9 protein-coding genes are annotated in these 15,474 nt (G+C 53.2%); 5 read left to right on the top strand and 4 right to left on the bottom strand.

Going from position 1 to position 15,474, the window contains the following annotated elements:
* The first annotated feature begins 12 nt into the window (after nt 1–12).
* The 4 genes from ACYVI1_RS15560 to ACYVI1_RS15545 all read left to right on the top strand — a co-directional run bounded on the left by ACYVI1_RS15560 (nt 13) and on the right by ACYVI1_RS15545 (nt 6,134).
* Nucleotides 13–954, top strand: coding sequence for a sugar ABC transporter substrate-binding protein (locus ACYVI1_RS15560; RefSeq protein ID WP_460911535.1), 942 nt, complete (start codon nt 13–15; stop codon nt 952–954).
* A gap of 66 nt (nt 955–1,020) precedes the next feature.
* Nucleotides 1,021–1,914 carry a ThuA domain-containing protein gene (locus tag ACYVI1_RS15555; RefSeq protein ID WP_460911534.1) on the top strand — a complete coding sequence of 298 codons (894 nt, stop codon included), beginning with the start codon at nt 1,021–1,023 and terminating at the stop codon, nt 1,912–1,914.
* A gap of 115 nt (nt 1,915–2,029) precedes the next feature.
* A complete protein-coding gene (locus ACYVI1_RS15550; RefSeq protein ID WP_460911533.1) occupies nt 2,030–5,221 on the top strand; it encodes a PVC-type heme-binding CxxCH protein in 3,192 nt (1,063 codons plus the stop codon).
* 58 nt (nt 5,222–5,279) lie between these two features.
* The gene (locus tag ACYVI1_RS15545; protein ID WP_460911532.1) at nt 5,280–6,134 is read left to right on the top strand and encodes a sugar phosphate isomerase/epimerase family protein; all 855 of its coding nucleotides are present in this window, start codon (nt 5,280–5,282) and stop codon (nt 6,132–6,134) included.
* A gap of 14 nt (nt 6,135–6,148) precedes the next feature.
* Here the strand turns inward: ACYVI1_RS15545 and ACYVI1_RS15540 are convergent, their stop codons facing one another.
* The gene (locus ACYVI1_RS15540; RefSeq protein ID WP_460911531.1) at nt 6,149–7,675 is read right to left on the bottom strand and encodes a gliding motility-associated C-terminal domain-containing protein; all 1,527 of its coding nucleotides are present in this window, start codon (nt 7,673–7,675) and stop codon (nt 6,149–6,151) included.
* A 133-nt stretch (nt 7,676–7,808) separates the two neighbouring features.
* On the opposite strand from ACYVI1_RS15540, the gene ACYVI1_RS15535 reads away from it, so the two are divergent.
* Complete coding sequence (locus ACYVI1_RS15535; protein WP_460911530.1) at nt 7,809–7,937, top strand: hypothetical protein; 129 nt, start codon at nt 7,809–7,811, stop codon at nt 7,935–7,937.
* Nucleotides 7,938–7,998: 61 nt separating this feature from the next.
* On the opposite strand, the gene ACYVI1_RS15530 is transcribed toward ACYVI1_RS15535, so the two are convergent.
* The 3 genes from ACYVI1_RS15530 to ACYVI1_RS15520 all read right to left on the bottom strand — a co-directional run bounded on the left by ACYVI1_RS15530 (nt 7,999) and on the right by ACYVI1_RS15520 (nt 15,320).
* A complete protein-coding gene (locus ACYVI1_RS15530; RefSeq protein ID WP_460911529.1) occupies nt 7,999–9,228 on the bottom strand; it encodes a Pycsar system effector family protein in 1,230 nt (409 codons plus the stop codon).
* A 75-nt stretch (nt 9,229–9,303) separates the two neighbouring features.
* Nucleotides 9,304–12,984: a BamA/TamA family outer membrane protein gene (locus ACYVI1_RS15525; protein WP_460911528.1), complete on the bottom strand. Its 3,681-nt coding sequence runs from the start codon at nt 12,982–12,984 to the stop codon at nt 9,304–9,306.
* The gene (locus tag ACYVI1_RS15520) at nt 12,981–15,320 is read right to left on the bottom strand and encodes a hypothetical protein (RefSeq protein ID WP_460911526.1); all 2,340 of its coding nucleotides are present in this window, start codon (nt 15,318–15,320) and stop codon (nt 12,981–12,983) included. The genes ACYVI1_RS15525 and ACYVI1_RS15520 overlap by 4 nt, the downstream gene beginning before the upstream one ends.
* Nucleotides 15,321–15,474 lie beyond the last annotated feature (154 nt).

Here is a 15,474-nt window from a genome sequence, read left to right as displayed (position 1 = left end):
TAAGTCATCATAATGAGACATCTACATTTCTTTAGGTCTACTCTGTTCTGTATAGCCCTGCTCGCAGGCTGCAATCAGACCACCACAAATGAGAAAGCTGACGAAAACAAAAAACTGGTTATAGGCGTCTCGATGCTGAGTATGCAGAATGAGTTTATCGTCAATGTTTCTGATGAGATGACTAAAAAAGCGCAGGAAGCCGGGGTTGAGTTGATTACCGTCGATGCCGAACGGTCGGCTCTGAAGCAGGTTGAGCAGATCGAAAGCTTTATCGCGCAAAACGTCGATGCGATCATCATGAATCCCTGCGAAGTGGAAGCCAGTTCGCCCGCCGTGACGAAAGCATTGGCCGCGAAGATTCCGATTGTTAACGTAAACTCGGAGACAAGCATCAAACCGTCCGCTTTTGTTGGCTCCGATGATGTAGAATCAGCCCGAATAGCCATGAGATTCATTGCTGAAAAATTAGATGGCAAAGGAACTGTCGTCATGATGCACGGCTACATGGGTCAGGCGGCTCAGATAAAACGGGAACAGGGCGCACGGGAAATTCTGAAACAATACCCGAATCTGAAACTCATTGCCCACCAAACCGGCGAGTGGGATCGGGCCAAAGCAATGGCCTTAATGGAGAACTGGATTCAGTCGTATGGGTCAGGTATAAACGCCGTCTTCGCACAAAACGACGAAATGGGCTTAGGGGCGGTAAAGGCCTTGACCGACGCGGGGTTGAACGATAAGGTACTGGTGGTCAGCATCGACGCCATCCCGGATGCCCTTCAGGCGGTAAAAAAAGGAACGCTTGATGCCACAGTTTTTCAGAATGCCGAACAGCAGGGCGCAAAAGCGATTGAAACGGCGGTGAAGATTGTGAAAGGGCAACCCTTTTCCAGCGAAACGCTTATCCCGTTTCAATTAGTCACGAAAGAGAACGTGGCCACGTTCGTGAAGTAATATCCCTCACCGATACGTGAATCTGAAGAAACATCGTAGTAGACTGAGGAGAAATCTGACTTTCTTATGACAAAAACAACCGTGAAAACGAAACGCAGAACATTCCTGCAAACGCTTGCCGGATTGGTGAGTCTGACCGCTTTACCGGGTCTGGCAACGGCGGTAACCGCCCAAAAACCCCTTGTGGTGTTTGTTACCGGCGACCACGAATACAGTGGCGAACTCACCCTGCCGCTCATTGCTGCTGAACTGAAAAAAAACTACGGAATGCGGACGAAAGTCCTCAAAGCCGTACCGGATTACAACGGCGAAAAAGACATTCCCGGCCTGGAGGTTCTGCGCGAAGCTGATTTAGCCGTTTTCTTTCTTCGCTGGCGGATCCTGCCCACCGACCAACTCCAATACATCGACGACTACCTCAAATCGGGTAAACCCGTCATGGGCTTCCGAACCACAACCCACGCCTTCAACTACCCCGATGGCGACGACCGGAAACGGTGGAATGCCTTTGGAGAGTTTGCCTTCGGCGCGCCACCGGGCTGGGGGGGCGCAGCCAAACACACGCATTATGGTCACAACAGCACGACCGACGTTACCGTTATTCCCGCAGCAGCCAACCATCCGATTCTGACCGGCGTTGAACCGGCTTTCCATGCGGCCTCGTGGCTATACCGCGTCCTGCCCGACTATCCCGCCAAAGGGTCAGTGCCGTTGCTGATGGGCAAATCAGTTAATCCCGATAAAGAAGCCATCGACAATCCCGTTGCCTGGACGTGGCAGAACCAATGGGGCGGCAAAGCCTTTTTGACCACCCTCGGCCACCCCGAAGATTTTCGGGTGGAGTCGTTTCAGCGATTAGTTATCAACGCCATTCATTGGGAACTTGGCCAGCCGGTTCCGAAGCGATGGAAGGGTAAATTAGCCATTGATGTTCCTTACGGCCATCCCAAAAAATCCTGAAATAGAACCGCACCGGCGGACCGGCAGATTTTTATGATCCTTATGATTTACGCAGATCATAATTAATCATACTCATCATAAAAATCCGCGTTCTATTTGTATACATCCCATTTATATGAAATCATTTCGTTCCAAAGCAATCGGTCTCTACGGATTACTGGCCACAATTGGCTTGTCGGTCATCGCGTTCAGCGCATTTCAAAGAAGCCAATTCGCCCCAATACCCATTAAAAAGGGCGCTCATATCGCACTCATTGGCAACAATCTGGGGTCGAGGATGATGAATTATGGTCATTTCGAGACTGAGATGCAGGTTCGCTATCCGGCGGATTCCCTGTACATCCGAAATATGTGCGATGGTGGCGACACGCCGGGTTTTCGCCCACACGCCAGCCGGTTCTCCCCCTGGGCGTTTCCTGGAGCCGAAAAATTCCAGACCGAACTGGCCACCAATTCGGGCAGCGAAGGGCATTTCGAGACACCCGATCAATGGCTTACCCGGCTAAAAACTGATGTGATCGTTGCTTTTTTTGGCTACAACGAATCCTTCCAGGGAAAAGCCGGCCTGGCCAACTACAAGGCCGAGCTGGATGCGTTTATCAAACATACGCTCAAGCAGAAATACAATGGAACGGCAGCGCCCCAAGTAGCCATCGTATCGCCCATTGCGTTTGAGGATTTATCGGCCACCTTCGATCTGCCCAATGGCAAAGTCGAAAACGAGAACCTCTCGCTCTATACAAACGCCATGAAAGAGGTTGCTGAACAAAACAATCGGAGCGCCGACCGAATCCTCTTTGTCGATGCCTATACGCCGTCTAAATCGTGGTACGAAGCCAGTGCCGAACCGCTGACCATCGACGGGTCGCAACTCAACGACGAGGGCTACAAAAAATTAGGTCTTCTGCTGGCCGATCAGGTTTTTGGGAAGGCCCCCGCCAAAGCCGAAGCCAACCGAAAACTGGTTCATGAGGCCGTTATGGAAAAGAACTGGATGTGGCACAACGACTACAAAATTCCCAATGGGGTGCATGTCTACGGTCGGCGATACAACCCGTTCGGGCCGGACAATTACCCGGCTGAAATTCAGAAGATACGGGAACTGACGGCCATCCGGGACCGGGCCATCTGGCTGGCCGCTGCCAACGGGGAGAAACTGGACCTGGCCGTTGCCGATAAAAATACCACCCCCCTGCCAGCCGTAAAAACCAATTTCAATCCCGAAAAAAATGGCAGCCTGCAATACCTCTACGGAAAGGATGCGCTGGCGAAGCTAAACGTACCGCCTGGCTACAAAATCGAACTCTTTGCTTCGGAAGAAGAATTTCCGGATTTGGCCAAGCCGATGCAGATGTCCTTCGATGGGAAAGGGCGGCTGTGGGTAGCCGTCATGCCCAGTTATCCGCATTATAAACCCGGCGATGCCAAACCAAATGATAAAATCCTGATTCTGGAAGATACCAACAACGATGGCAAGGCCGACAAACAAACGATTTTTGCCGACGGCCTGCACCTGCCGCTTGGCTTTGAAATTGCCAAAGAAGGCGTCTACATTTCGCAGGGAACCAATCTGAAACTCTACACCGACACGAATGGCGATGATCGGGCCGACAAAAAGGAAATCCTGCTGAGCGGCTACGATGACCACGACACCCACCACAACAGTCATGCCTTCTGTGTCGACCCATCCGGGGCTATTTATTCCGGTGAGGGGGTATTTTTACACACCAATGTTGAAACCTCTTACGGCCCGGTTCGGGCAACCAATGGCGGATTTTACCGCTATACGCCCCAACGTAAAAAACTGGAGCGCACCGCGCAGTTGTCCATTCCGAATCCCTGGGGTATTGCCTTCGACGACTGGGGCCAGCCGTTCTTTGCCGAGACCTCCAGCCCGGATGTTCGCTGGATGATGCCGGGTTCGGTGTTGCCCCGCTATGGAGAGGCCACCCATAAGTCGGTTCAGCTAATTGAGGAGGCTCACCGCGTGCGGCCTACCTCCGGCCTGGAATTTGTGTCCAGCCGCCATTTTCCCGACGAAATTCAGGGCGATTTCCTCATCAATAACACCATTGGCTTTCTGGGAACGAAAGAACACACCTTAGTGGATGATGGGACAGGCTACAAAAGCAAACATCGGATGGACCTGGTTGTTAGTGAAGACCGTAACTTCCGGCCCGTCGATATGGAGTTTGCACCCGACGGGTCACTGTATCTGATCGACTGGCACAACATCCTCATCGGCCACATGCAGCATAACGCCCGCGACCCCCTGCGCGACCATTCGCATGGGCGGGTGTACCGCATTACGTACCCGTCGCGCCCGTTGGTGAAACCAGCCAGCATTGATGGTGCCAGCATCGAGGAGTTATTAGACAACCTCAAACTCCCCGAATACCGCACCCGTTACCGCACCCGGCGCGAACTTCGGGGCCGTGACGTGACTCAGGTTCTAACCAAACTGACTACCTGGGTCGCTGGGTTGGATAAAACCGATCCGCGCTACGAACATCATCTACTGGAAGGTTTATGGGTAAGCTGGGGCATGAATAAAGTGGATCAAAACCTGTTGAAGCAAGTACTGAAGGCTAATGATTACCATGCACGAGCCGCTGCCGTTCAGGTCGTGCGGTACACGGGTCATCAGGTGCCGAATCAGGCCGATTTGCTGATGCAGGCCGTTCGGGATGACAACAGCCGGGTTCGGCTGGCCGCCATTGTGGCTGCTTCGTGGATTGGAAAAGAAAAAGGGCTGCCCATTCTGGCCGAAGCTAAGAAAAAGCCGTTGGACGACTGGATGATTCACGCCCACGAAACCGCCGTTGCCCACCTGAATGGTGTAGGCGTTAATAAGGTAAAAGATGAGGAAGTAAAGTCGAAACTGAAGGGCGACGAACTTGCCCTCTTCAATAAAGGGAAAGAAATTTATGCCAAAGAAGGGTACTGCTCAACCTGCCATCAACCAGATGGCCGGGGGCTTTCTGCCTCACAATTTCCGCCACTTATTGGTACGAAATGGGTTTTGGGCAACGAGGACCGGTTGATCAAAATAGCGCTGAAAGGGCTTATGGGGCAAATGGATGTAGATGGCAAAACCTACCCCGGCCAGGTGCCCATGACCCCGTTTGGCGGCTTACTCAATGACAACGAGGTAGCCGCCGTGCTGACCTATGTCAGAAATTCGTTTGGCAATCAGGCACCGGCTATTCTTCCCGATAAGGTTAAGAAAGTCAGAGCCGCCACCGTCCGTAAAGTCGACTTTTACGCGGCCGACCAATTACTCAAGGAACATCCGATGGAGAAGTAGGTAGAATTGGTTTTACCAATTCTACCTACTTCTCCACTTCACCTATTTCACTACGCATATGCCCTCCCCCATTGGGTTTAACCTGTTAGTCTGGACAGCCGCCATCTCCGAAAAAATGAATCCAATTGCGGAACGGCTTAAAACGATTGGCTACGACGGTATCGAATGTTTCGTTGATACACAGGACATTGGTGTTTACCAGAAATTCGGCGATCACCTCAGGCAGGTCGGTTTGCAAAGCACCTGCGTGACGGTGGTTGGCCCAGAGGCCAATCCGGCCAGTGCGTCGGCCAGCGTGCGCGAACAGGGGTTAATCCATCTGAAAGGAGCCATCGACCGGGCACACGCTATGGGAGCAACGGTCATTTGTGGCCCGTTTCATTCGGCGTTTGCAACGTTCTCCCGCCGGGAACCACAAATGGACGAATACGCCCACAGTGCCGACGTGCTCCACGCGGCAGGCGACTACGCGAAGCAGGCGAACATCATGCTGACCCCCGAAGCGCTGAATCGTTTTGAGTGTTATCTCTGTAACACCATGAACCAATTGGCCTATTTAGTGGCCCGAACCGAGCACCCGAATGTGCGGGCTATGTTCGATACACACCACGCCAACATGGAAGAAAAGCGATTTCCTGACGCACTCCGTACCATTGCCCCCGTGCTGGCACACGTGCATATCAGCGAAAATGACCGGGGAACGCCCGGCGATGGACACATTCCCTGGGACGACACCTTCCGAACCCTGGCCGAACTGAACTACAACGGCTGGATGACCATTGAAGCCTTTACGCGCAACGATATTGATTTTGCCAACTCCATCAACGTTTGGCGGGAGTACAACGAACCCTGGGACATCGCCGAAAACGGCCTCAGATTCATCAAAGCCATGCAGGCGAAGTACGCCAGGTAGCGGGTTGACTTAGATCACCGAATCAGACTAAGCGCACCCTGTTTCTGGTCGACGGTTTGCTGCTTTCCCTGCGTCAGGCTGTACCGGATGCGCCAGGCATACGTTCCTGCCACACAGAGCGTTCCCCGGTAATACCCGTCCCACTGAAACGGTGGGGTATCGGTCTGGAAAATAACTTCGCCCCATCGGTTGAAAATGGCGAGCGACTGAATCAGAATATCTCCGCACCCGTAGGCCAGAAAAACATCGTTGACCTGATCCTCATTGGGCGTAAAGCAGTTAGGCGCATAGAGTACACAATCGCAGGCGCCGTAGGAGATCGCGATTGAATCGGTAACGGTTGCACAGTCGTTGCTGACACTCGCCCGAAACACACCCGAACTGCTCACCGTGCGTTCGATGGCGTTAAATTCATCCTGCCAGCGAAATTCCCCTTCTGTAATGGTGGGTATAATCGTGAACAGTTCGGCTCCGCACAGGTCCTTGTTGGGGCCTAACTCCAGTTCGGGAGGTCGTATGTACCGCACCCGGATGGTGTCGGTAACGGTGCAGTTGCCCTGCTTAACCCGAATACTGTACTGCCCGGCCTGCCTGACCGTGTAGATGGTTTGCCCGGAGCCATCCTGCCACCGGTAAGTAGCTTCCGGGTTGGCCGGAACGCTCAGTGCGACCGCCTGTCCGTTGCAGAGCGTAGTATCAGCACCTAAATCAAAGTTAAGCGCATAGTTGATGGTAATGGTATCGGTCAGGACTTTACAGGGCGTAATTACGGTTACGGAATGTCGGCCGGGTTTGGTTACCAGCAGTGTGGGGTCTGTGCTGCCATCACTCCACTTATAAAAGGCAGCACCGGGCGTTGTGGCATCGAGCAGGCGGGTGCTTCGACGGCCACACAGGGTCGTATCGTTGCCTAAATTCAGTGTGATTGGCACTAAGGAAACATCGTCGATAAACAAATAATAAAACCCCAGCAAAACAGGCAGCCGGTCAAAGTTCCCAATCGTTGCGTACTTCTCTCCACCCTTTGCTTTGAGCGTGCCCGACACCCGTTGCCACTTTAGGGCCGGATCGCCGGGACTCAACTTGTTGTCGAGAATCTGCGGCTTAGCGGTCAATAATTCTTTATCCGTCGAGGTAAGCGGTTGTGCCGACAGGTGAGCGCCAAATGTTTCGGTGAGATGTTTGGCGGGCGTTTCCATGGCTACATACATCTCGAAATAATAGCACTCGTCGGCAAGCAGGGGTTTCGTAAGCGGCACGGCGAGGTATTCGGCCCAGCCTTTATCAAAAAACAAACGTGCCACGCCCTGCCCCGACCTCGGGGGCAGGGGTAATTGACCGGAATGAAAACAGCTATGGTAAAAATCAGGCGTTGCCAGGTTAGGATTATACCAGGGTACGGCTTCTTCGAGCAGATTATCCAAACGGGGGCAGGTTCGGTAGGTTTCAAAGCTGCCGTTCGGCACGAGGTTCTGGCCCATAGCAATCCGGGGCAGGTAGCTAACCAGCCAAACAAATAGCCAGATATAATTTCTCTGCATAGTCCCGCCGTACTATAATTGGCCCAATAGAGTAGTTGACCGATTCGCTCAAAACAGGGTATCGAAGATACTGATTTTCAGTCAATCTGACCAGGTTTCAGTAAAGTTATTGTCGTTACCAGATCTCTACCAAATGGACTTGATGACCCATCAGGAGTATGACCGGTATCTGAAAGAGAAAACCGAACCGCCCTTTTTGATAGTCGTGAAAGATGCCTACCGGCGGTTCGGTAGGCATGGGACAACGAATAAGCCAACCTGAATCTATTAACCGATATAAGAGCATAGCAGGTTAAAACCCGGCGTAACCCACCTCTTCAGACTCACTTCATAAAAAAGAGGAACACAACCAGAAACGCCAGAATAGACACGACAAAACCGAACATGAAAATGGTGTAGGCTACCCGTAGCAATTTGTACTTTTTGGCCAGCACACGGCCTAAGTAGTAAATATCGCGGGTCATGGTGCCGTAGAGGTAGTTCGTATCCTGCATTAACTCCCGAATGCCCCACTCATATTCGCCCAGGCTCATCTGGTGGAAATTGCCAAAGAACAACAGATTTCCTTTTTTCTGCTGAATATCCTCATGGCTGAATGTGCCCTGGGTAACGTTGGGCCGGGTGGCGAGTATCGCAAAAATGATTGTCAGCACGGCGGTAGTCAGAAACAGGGCTGTGGGCATCATCAGGTACGAATTTTCTTCAATCCGACGCGGCACAACCGACACCAGTACCGACACCATAATCGAGTTGACCGAGATCATGATGTTGGCTTTGCTGTCGGCAATTTCGCTCAGGCGAAGATGATTGGTGGAGGTGGTCCGAAACATGGTATCAATGCCCCGGTCGGGTCGGCTTTCCTTCGCTTTTTTCCTGTCGTCGGCGGGCGGTGGTGGCGCAGCAAGGAGTTCGGCAGAGTCTGGTTCAGCTTCGATTTCCGGTTTGACGTCAGCGTCTTTCTCAGCTTGTTTTTCCTTCAAACGACGAAGATTATCGGCCTGGCCTTTCTGCCGCAGCGTTTTTGCATACTCGGTAAAATACTGGTGCGTTTCGAGCAGGGCGATGTTTTGCTGCCGCCAGTCGCTGCGCGATATGTCGGTTCCAGTTAGTTTTTCCCGTTCTTTTCGAAACAACTTCTGTTTGTCGTTGTAGCCCTCGCTGCCTAAATGAAACAGGTCGGCATCACACAGGATTTCTTCGAGCCGGTTTTGGGGTGATTGCGGCATTTTGGTAGCCAGAATGCCGTGCTTCACCAGCTTTACAAGGGATTTCGGATGGTCGAATTGCCGCAGGAAACTGGCCGCCATCTCGGCGCCCCGTTCTTCGTGCCCTTCCGGCGGACCGGCCAAATAACCGGCATCATGAAACCAGGCTGCAGCCAACACCGCTAAGTGGTCTGTTTCGCCCAATTGATAGTGCTGGGCCAGTTGCTCGGCTGCCTGAACTACCTCCCGCGTGTGTGCAAGATTATGATAGACGAGGTCGGGCCGGGGCTGCTCCCCGAACAACCCGACAACATAAGCTTCAACTTGGTGTAAGAGTGTCGTGGTCATGGTGGTTAAGTGTAGTTAGGTAATGTTGTCTCTATGCATCCGCCACAGCGGCCCGGTCAAACAGCTTCTTAACCATCAAAATCGGAAACCAAGCGATATGTACGGCAACGCGCCTTCTTCCGAAAATCCAACCGAAGCCGCCACGACGAGCAGACTGGCAGGCATGGCATATAGCCCCCCCCCGTAGCCATCGTGCCAGCGTTGAGAAGGTTCGTCGTTGAGCCATACCCGACCTATATCGTTGAAGGCCAGCAGCCCCACGCTGCCCGGAAATAGAAATGATCGAAAATCAAAAAGTTTCAGGCGAACTTCCAGATTATAGTAAAACAGGTGATTCCCCGCGAATCGGTACGTTCGGAAGCCCCGCAGGTTATCCTGCCCGCCTAAGTAAAGCAACTGATAAAACGCCGGATTGCCGTAGGTTAGTCCCCCGCCGATGCGGTTGACAATCACAAACCGGGGCAACTGGCTAAAGCTGGCATAAACAGCCATCTCCGAGTGGAGTTGCGTGAGCTGATTGCGTTGTTCACCAAAGCCCTGAAGCCCCAGCACTGTCGTGTTCCAATACAAGCCTCTGGAGGGTTGCACGGGGTTGTTGCGGTTGTCGAGAGCAACACCCACCTGTAAGCCCGCGTAGCTTTCCCGGCGCAGAAACTGTTCCTGTTTGGGCAGTTGAGTTAGATAAGTTTCAATAAACCGGCCATTGTTGCCATCCTGGCTTAGTCTGAAATGCTGAAAAACCGGCCCAGCCGACACTTCCATGTGCCCACCTACAGTACGTTTGAGCAGTGCCGCCAGGTTAATCAGATTGTAGCGGGTTCGGTAATAACGAATCCCCCGCTCCTTTTCGTAATCTGTCTCGTTGCCCGGTCCGAAAAAGTTGGTAACGTTATCGGGGGCTTTTATGGACGCATTAATCCAAAGGTCATTCCGTCCGATGAGGTCTGTGAATATACCGTCGTATTTGATCGATAGGGCGTAGGTAGCCAGCGCCTGACGAATCATCAGGCGATTCATGGCGGCATAGGGAGCTTTCCGAAAGCCCTGTTTTATCCACTGAACGCCAGTACCCAGCAACAAACCATCATCTAAATTATAGCCTGCCGTTGCAAGCGGAGTCAGCTTATCGTAGACAAAAGCGTGCGGATCATACTGATTCACCGCCTTGTCGGTCGAGAGTTGCAGGTTTGCCCGATGTGGCGCGGGCAGTTCATTGGCTTCGGTACTCAGGTCGTAAATGACAGGCCTGCCGGGATTCCCGTCTACAGTAAAGACATCGGCTCCTTTGCCGCCAACAAGACGGACTGTGATGTTGGCTGACTCAGTACCGCTGACCTCGAATTTATCATTGCCTTTCTGTCCATACAATCGAATCTCGTTCGTAACCGACGCATCGAATACGCGATTGTAGACCCGCTGCGCCACCGACCCATCTTTGGCAATCTTAAATACCGAAACCGCTACCCGTTCTCCGTTCCGGTGTTCAATGCGAAATAATTCTGTTTTGTTGGAGCCGGGAATGTCCACCGCTTTGGCCAGAAAACGGTAATAACCCAGTCCTTTTTTCAAAAGCCAGCCCCGCCGGATTTTGAGTGTTTCCAGGATCCGATTGCCCGATTCCTGCCGGATAGTGTCCGGTAGCTGGTCGATGGCGCGTTGCAGCACCTCGTCGGTCAGCGATTCGCGCAGGTTCGTAATTTCTTTCGTCCAGTCCTGCACGTCGAGACCCTGCAGAAACAGCCGGTCAACATGCCGGGCGTTGAACATAAAGCCGTTCACGTTGGCGAGTTTGGGCGTAAACCCCTGAAATTTAGGCTGTAGCCAGGGCAGTGCGGCAATGGCGGGAAACAAGCCGCCAGCCCTGAAAAACACCTGGTCGCGGTCGCGGGGAATGGGGTAGAACGCCTTACCCCTTTCGGTTTTCCGGCTTCCCCAGCGCCACTGGTCTTCGTGGCGGTCCCAGTCGCCAATCAGCAAATCGAGCATTCTGGCCCGTAGCACGGCCCGCTGGTCAACCTGGTTATCGTTGTCATCTTCCAGCGCATCGAGCACTTTGGCCGTGCTGATGGACTTAGCATCACCCGGACTGCGTTCTTCGAGCAAACAAACCGAATGGCCAAAATCGGCCTGATAGATACCCAGTGCCGGGTCGTCGGGTACATAAAACAACAGCGGGTTTGCATGAGGAACCCCGGCCGCCAGCGCCAGCGTCGTAACCACCATTGGCGCGTAGGGATACCCCGCCGACACTTCGTCCTGTAATACCTCTTTGGCAATGGTTTCGCGTAACGGAACCGGCAGGGCATTGGCCGGGTCTTTCTGAATGCTTCGCAGCACCCACTCCCGCCCGCTGGCATCTTCGAGCCGCAGGGATTTGGTTTGCTGCCCTCCACCACGCTGGAGAATGGTGAAGCCGCCTTTTGTGCGGGTCAGGTCGAAAACGGGCAACGCAACCGGCGTGGCCCATTCCGTGCGGTAGTTTGTGCCGAAAAGCCAGCGATGCAACCGGCCCACACTATCGTAGGCGGGTGCAATGGCCACCCGCACACTGTCGGGGAAGGTGGGCCGCTGCACGGTAATTCGCACGGAGTCTCCGCCAGACGAAACCAGGTTGGCGGGAATTGTGAAGAGGGCCGCCCGGTGCGCTTCAGTCGCGTTGGCGGCTTCATCGACCGTGTAAAACGTGGCGATCAGCCGACCATCTACCAACTCATCCAGGATAACATATCCCCACTCAGGACTGACGAACGCAGCCAGTTTTCCGTTCTTATTCACCCGCTCGCGGTTAATGCCCGCCCCGCTAACGATGTAGTTTCGGGAGCCGTCGGCGATGTGCTGCACGGCATGGTCGTGGCCCGACACAAACACCACATTGGGGGCGGTTGAAACGGCTTTTTCCACTGCCCGAAACATCTGCCGATACCGGGGATGGGGCAAATCCTGAATGTTGCCAAATACCCCCCGAACCAGCGGATAAAGTGAACCAATAACCGGCAGGGGAAGATAAGCCCAGGATGCGAAGTCGGTTGTCGGGAAGATGTGCTGTTTGAGTTTATAATAGCCGCCATGAATGCCGTAGCTGCGAAACGGGTGATGCGTGGCCAGAATAATGCCTTTATCCTTATTTCGGAAGGCAATATCAGCCAGCCGGGTAATCAGCTCGTCGTCATTTCGGCAGGCGCAGTCTGATCCAGCAGATTCGCCCGGCTTGCGTTGGGTGTGCAGCCACCATTGCGAATCCACAATGACCAGCACCAGCTTGTTGGTCAGATGAATCTCTTCCGGGCCGGGGCATCCGTCGGCAGGCAGCAATCGTATGTTGGGCGCGTTCAGGCCATCTATCCACTGCCCCTGCTGTTTAATTCGTTCCCAGCCGTCCGAACGGCCCTGTGCCCAATCGTGATTGCCGGGTATGAACAGCACCTGAGATTGCTTTCCCAGGCCCGGCCCGGCCTGATACCGAAGTATAGCCGCTAACGAATCGTGATCGGGGCTGCTTTCGTCCGATAAACCACGCGGATAGACATTGTCGCCCAAATACAACAGCGTCGTGCGCGGGTTATCGAAATCATACCGGGCACGAACCGCATCGACCACCGGATTTTTACCGTGAAACAGCCGCCCGGCATCGCCGATTAGAATGACCCGGTGCCGGACCGAATCTGCCGGAACAGACTGCCCCGGTGCCGCCGTCAGGAAGCAGAAACTACCCACTATCCCCAGGAACCAACAACCTGTTTTACCCATCCTGTTCATGCCTGTGGGGAGTCGGTATACGTAATGCGAAGACGAAGGGCTTTCAGACGAATAACGCCCTGCATCGGCTCCAGGTCGAGGTGTTCCAGGCCGGGCTGCACCTGTCCGGCCTCCTGCATACGGGTAATTAAGGGTAAATAATCGGCTACTTCTGAGATATGGCTATACACCAGCGCAATGGTGTCGGGTTGGGTCAATCGCTCCTGCGTACCTTCGATGCAGGCTTTGTCGATTCGTTTTTTCAGCACTTCGTAGCGGATACTGTAGGACCCCTCCACATCGAACCGACGCTCGTCCTGCCGGAAACTGATGTCGACCGGGTGCGCGTGAGCCAGAATCAACTGGGTTGTCTGCAACGGAAGGGGCAGGCTGGGCAGTAGCCGGTGCGTTAACCTGGCCATCTCAACCATCGACGTCAACTGCCATTGAAACAGTTGCCGACGGACCTCTGGAGCAAAGGCCACATCGGGTGCAATTGACTGGCCAACGTAGAGGGTGTATTCGGTACCATCGGTTCGGTAGCGCTCAAAATAATGCGGATAAATAGTTTGCAGCCGCTTTTCTTCCTCGTCGATGTATTCATTTACGGTTGCGTTGAGCCAGTCCATACTCCGTTCATACCGCTTGAGTGCCTGATTGAACAGCCCGGTAGCGGGGTTCGTCCGCGCAAAATAACGGCGTACCTCCGCTTCGAGGGCGGGCTGTTCCGTCAGCAACAAATTCAGATAGGGATTTACGTCCTGCTCCAGGAAAATAGCGACTCCCTCTTCGTCTTCGGGATTTAGCCCGGCCGCCAGCTTATGCTGGCACTGGCAGCTCTCCTCCCGAAGGTGCTCGGGTCTGGCCCAGTTCGACGGAAAAGCAGGGTTAGCCAGGAGTTGGTCGAGAGCCGCCAATTGATCGGCTAAATCCTGCTGAACCGCTTTGTGCCGCTCAACCGATGAGTTGCGAATATCAACGGCTCCGTAGAGCGGATAGACCTGCGGAAACCGTATCGGAATATCACCGCCCGCCGATTCGCTTTGGCTGCGGCTCAGATACGCCCAGGCCGTTTCATAAAACTTCCACTCGACGGAAGGTTGCAGCGACGTAAATTTTTTCCGTATAAGTTGCTCTAAACTGTTGTTGAACTGATTGAGTTGGTAGCGCAGCAGTTCCTGAATGAGGGGGAGGATGCGCTCAATTTTATCCAATATGCCCTCATCGAAAGCGTTGGCCCGCGAACTTCCCATTTCGAGCATACCAAGCACGTCGCCAGCGTTTGTGACTGGATACACCAAAAAACTTTCGATACCTTGCTGAGCCAGCGCTCCGCGCTCTTTTTCGGGCAGGCCGTCCAGGCTGGGGAACAGGTAGGGAATCGGATTCCGGGCCAGTTTAGTGGCCATTTTCTGGGCGGGTGAGTTTTTATAATTGGTTGTATTTATAGCGGCATTCCGTAAGAAAATACTTCGGGTTTTACTGGCGGGGTGGTACACAAACTGGCCGTTCACCTGCGGCATCGGTATGATGCCAATCTGGAGGTCGGGCTGGCCGCACAGGTTCCGCAGTGCCGATTCAAACCGCTGATAAATAATCGGTTCGGTATCCGAATGCAGATGAGCGAATACTTCCTGTAGCTGCTGAATCGTTTCGGCCTCCGTTACGTCCTCCATCTGAAAAAACGAAAAGCCCTCGAACGTAAACTCGTCCAAGGGTAACGGCGTCACCTCATCGGGCAATGGCGCCGTTCCGTTCACAAAGTCGATCCAGGCCGGTTGGAGTGGCGGCAGCGGCTGGGTTGAGCGGGGTTCAATAAACGAATTATTGACTTCCAGCCGGTAATAACTCGTTAGTCCATTCCGGTTTTTCTGGAACCGAAACGAAAGCACGGCTTTCTGGGCGATCTGTATCCCGTAGAATTTTTCCAGAATAAGCTGATACAGAAAGCGTTGTTTTTTTTGAACGTCAACCTGATTCGGCAGGTCCAGCAGAAAATCAGGATACTGGGTGATTAACCGCTCAAATGCCGATGAATAATGATACAGGGTTAGCGGTACCGGCAAACCAAACGAATACAGCATGTCGCGTTTCGTGTGGTTTAGCGGTAACACGGCTACGGTTGCTAATTGAAAAAGACCCTTCAGGCGGGCTTCATCGAGTGGCTCGCTCTGAAGTTCGGCCAGGGCAATGGCCTCCGTAAACTGGTCAATCAAATAGGCGTATAGCTCGTATAGCCCATCGGAAGGCGGGCGGCTCTGTTGTTGTGCTTTCAGGAAAGCAACAAAAGGCCGGAACGACAACCGGAATTGAAGTGCTAAATCGTCAATCTTTGGCAGGTAAAAAAGTGTTTCCATAGCAATGTATTCTTATCGACAACTGCAACACAGGCGTATCCATAACCAAATGAGCCGACAAGACCTCAACAAACAGGAAGTTGAATTTGGGGCAGTTTAGGGCCGGATTCATTTTTTAACAATAGCGAAGGAGTCGTAGTTCAGGAAAGGTCGC

Source organism: Spirosoma areae (assembly GCF_054781775.1).
This window is presented reverse-complemented; position numbering and strand designations above follow the sequence as displayed.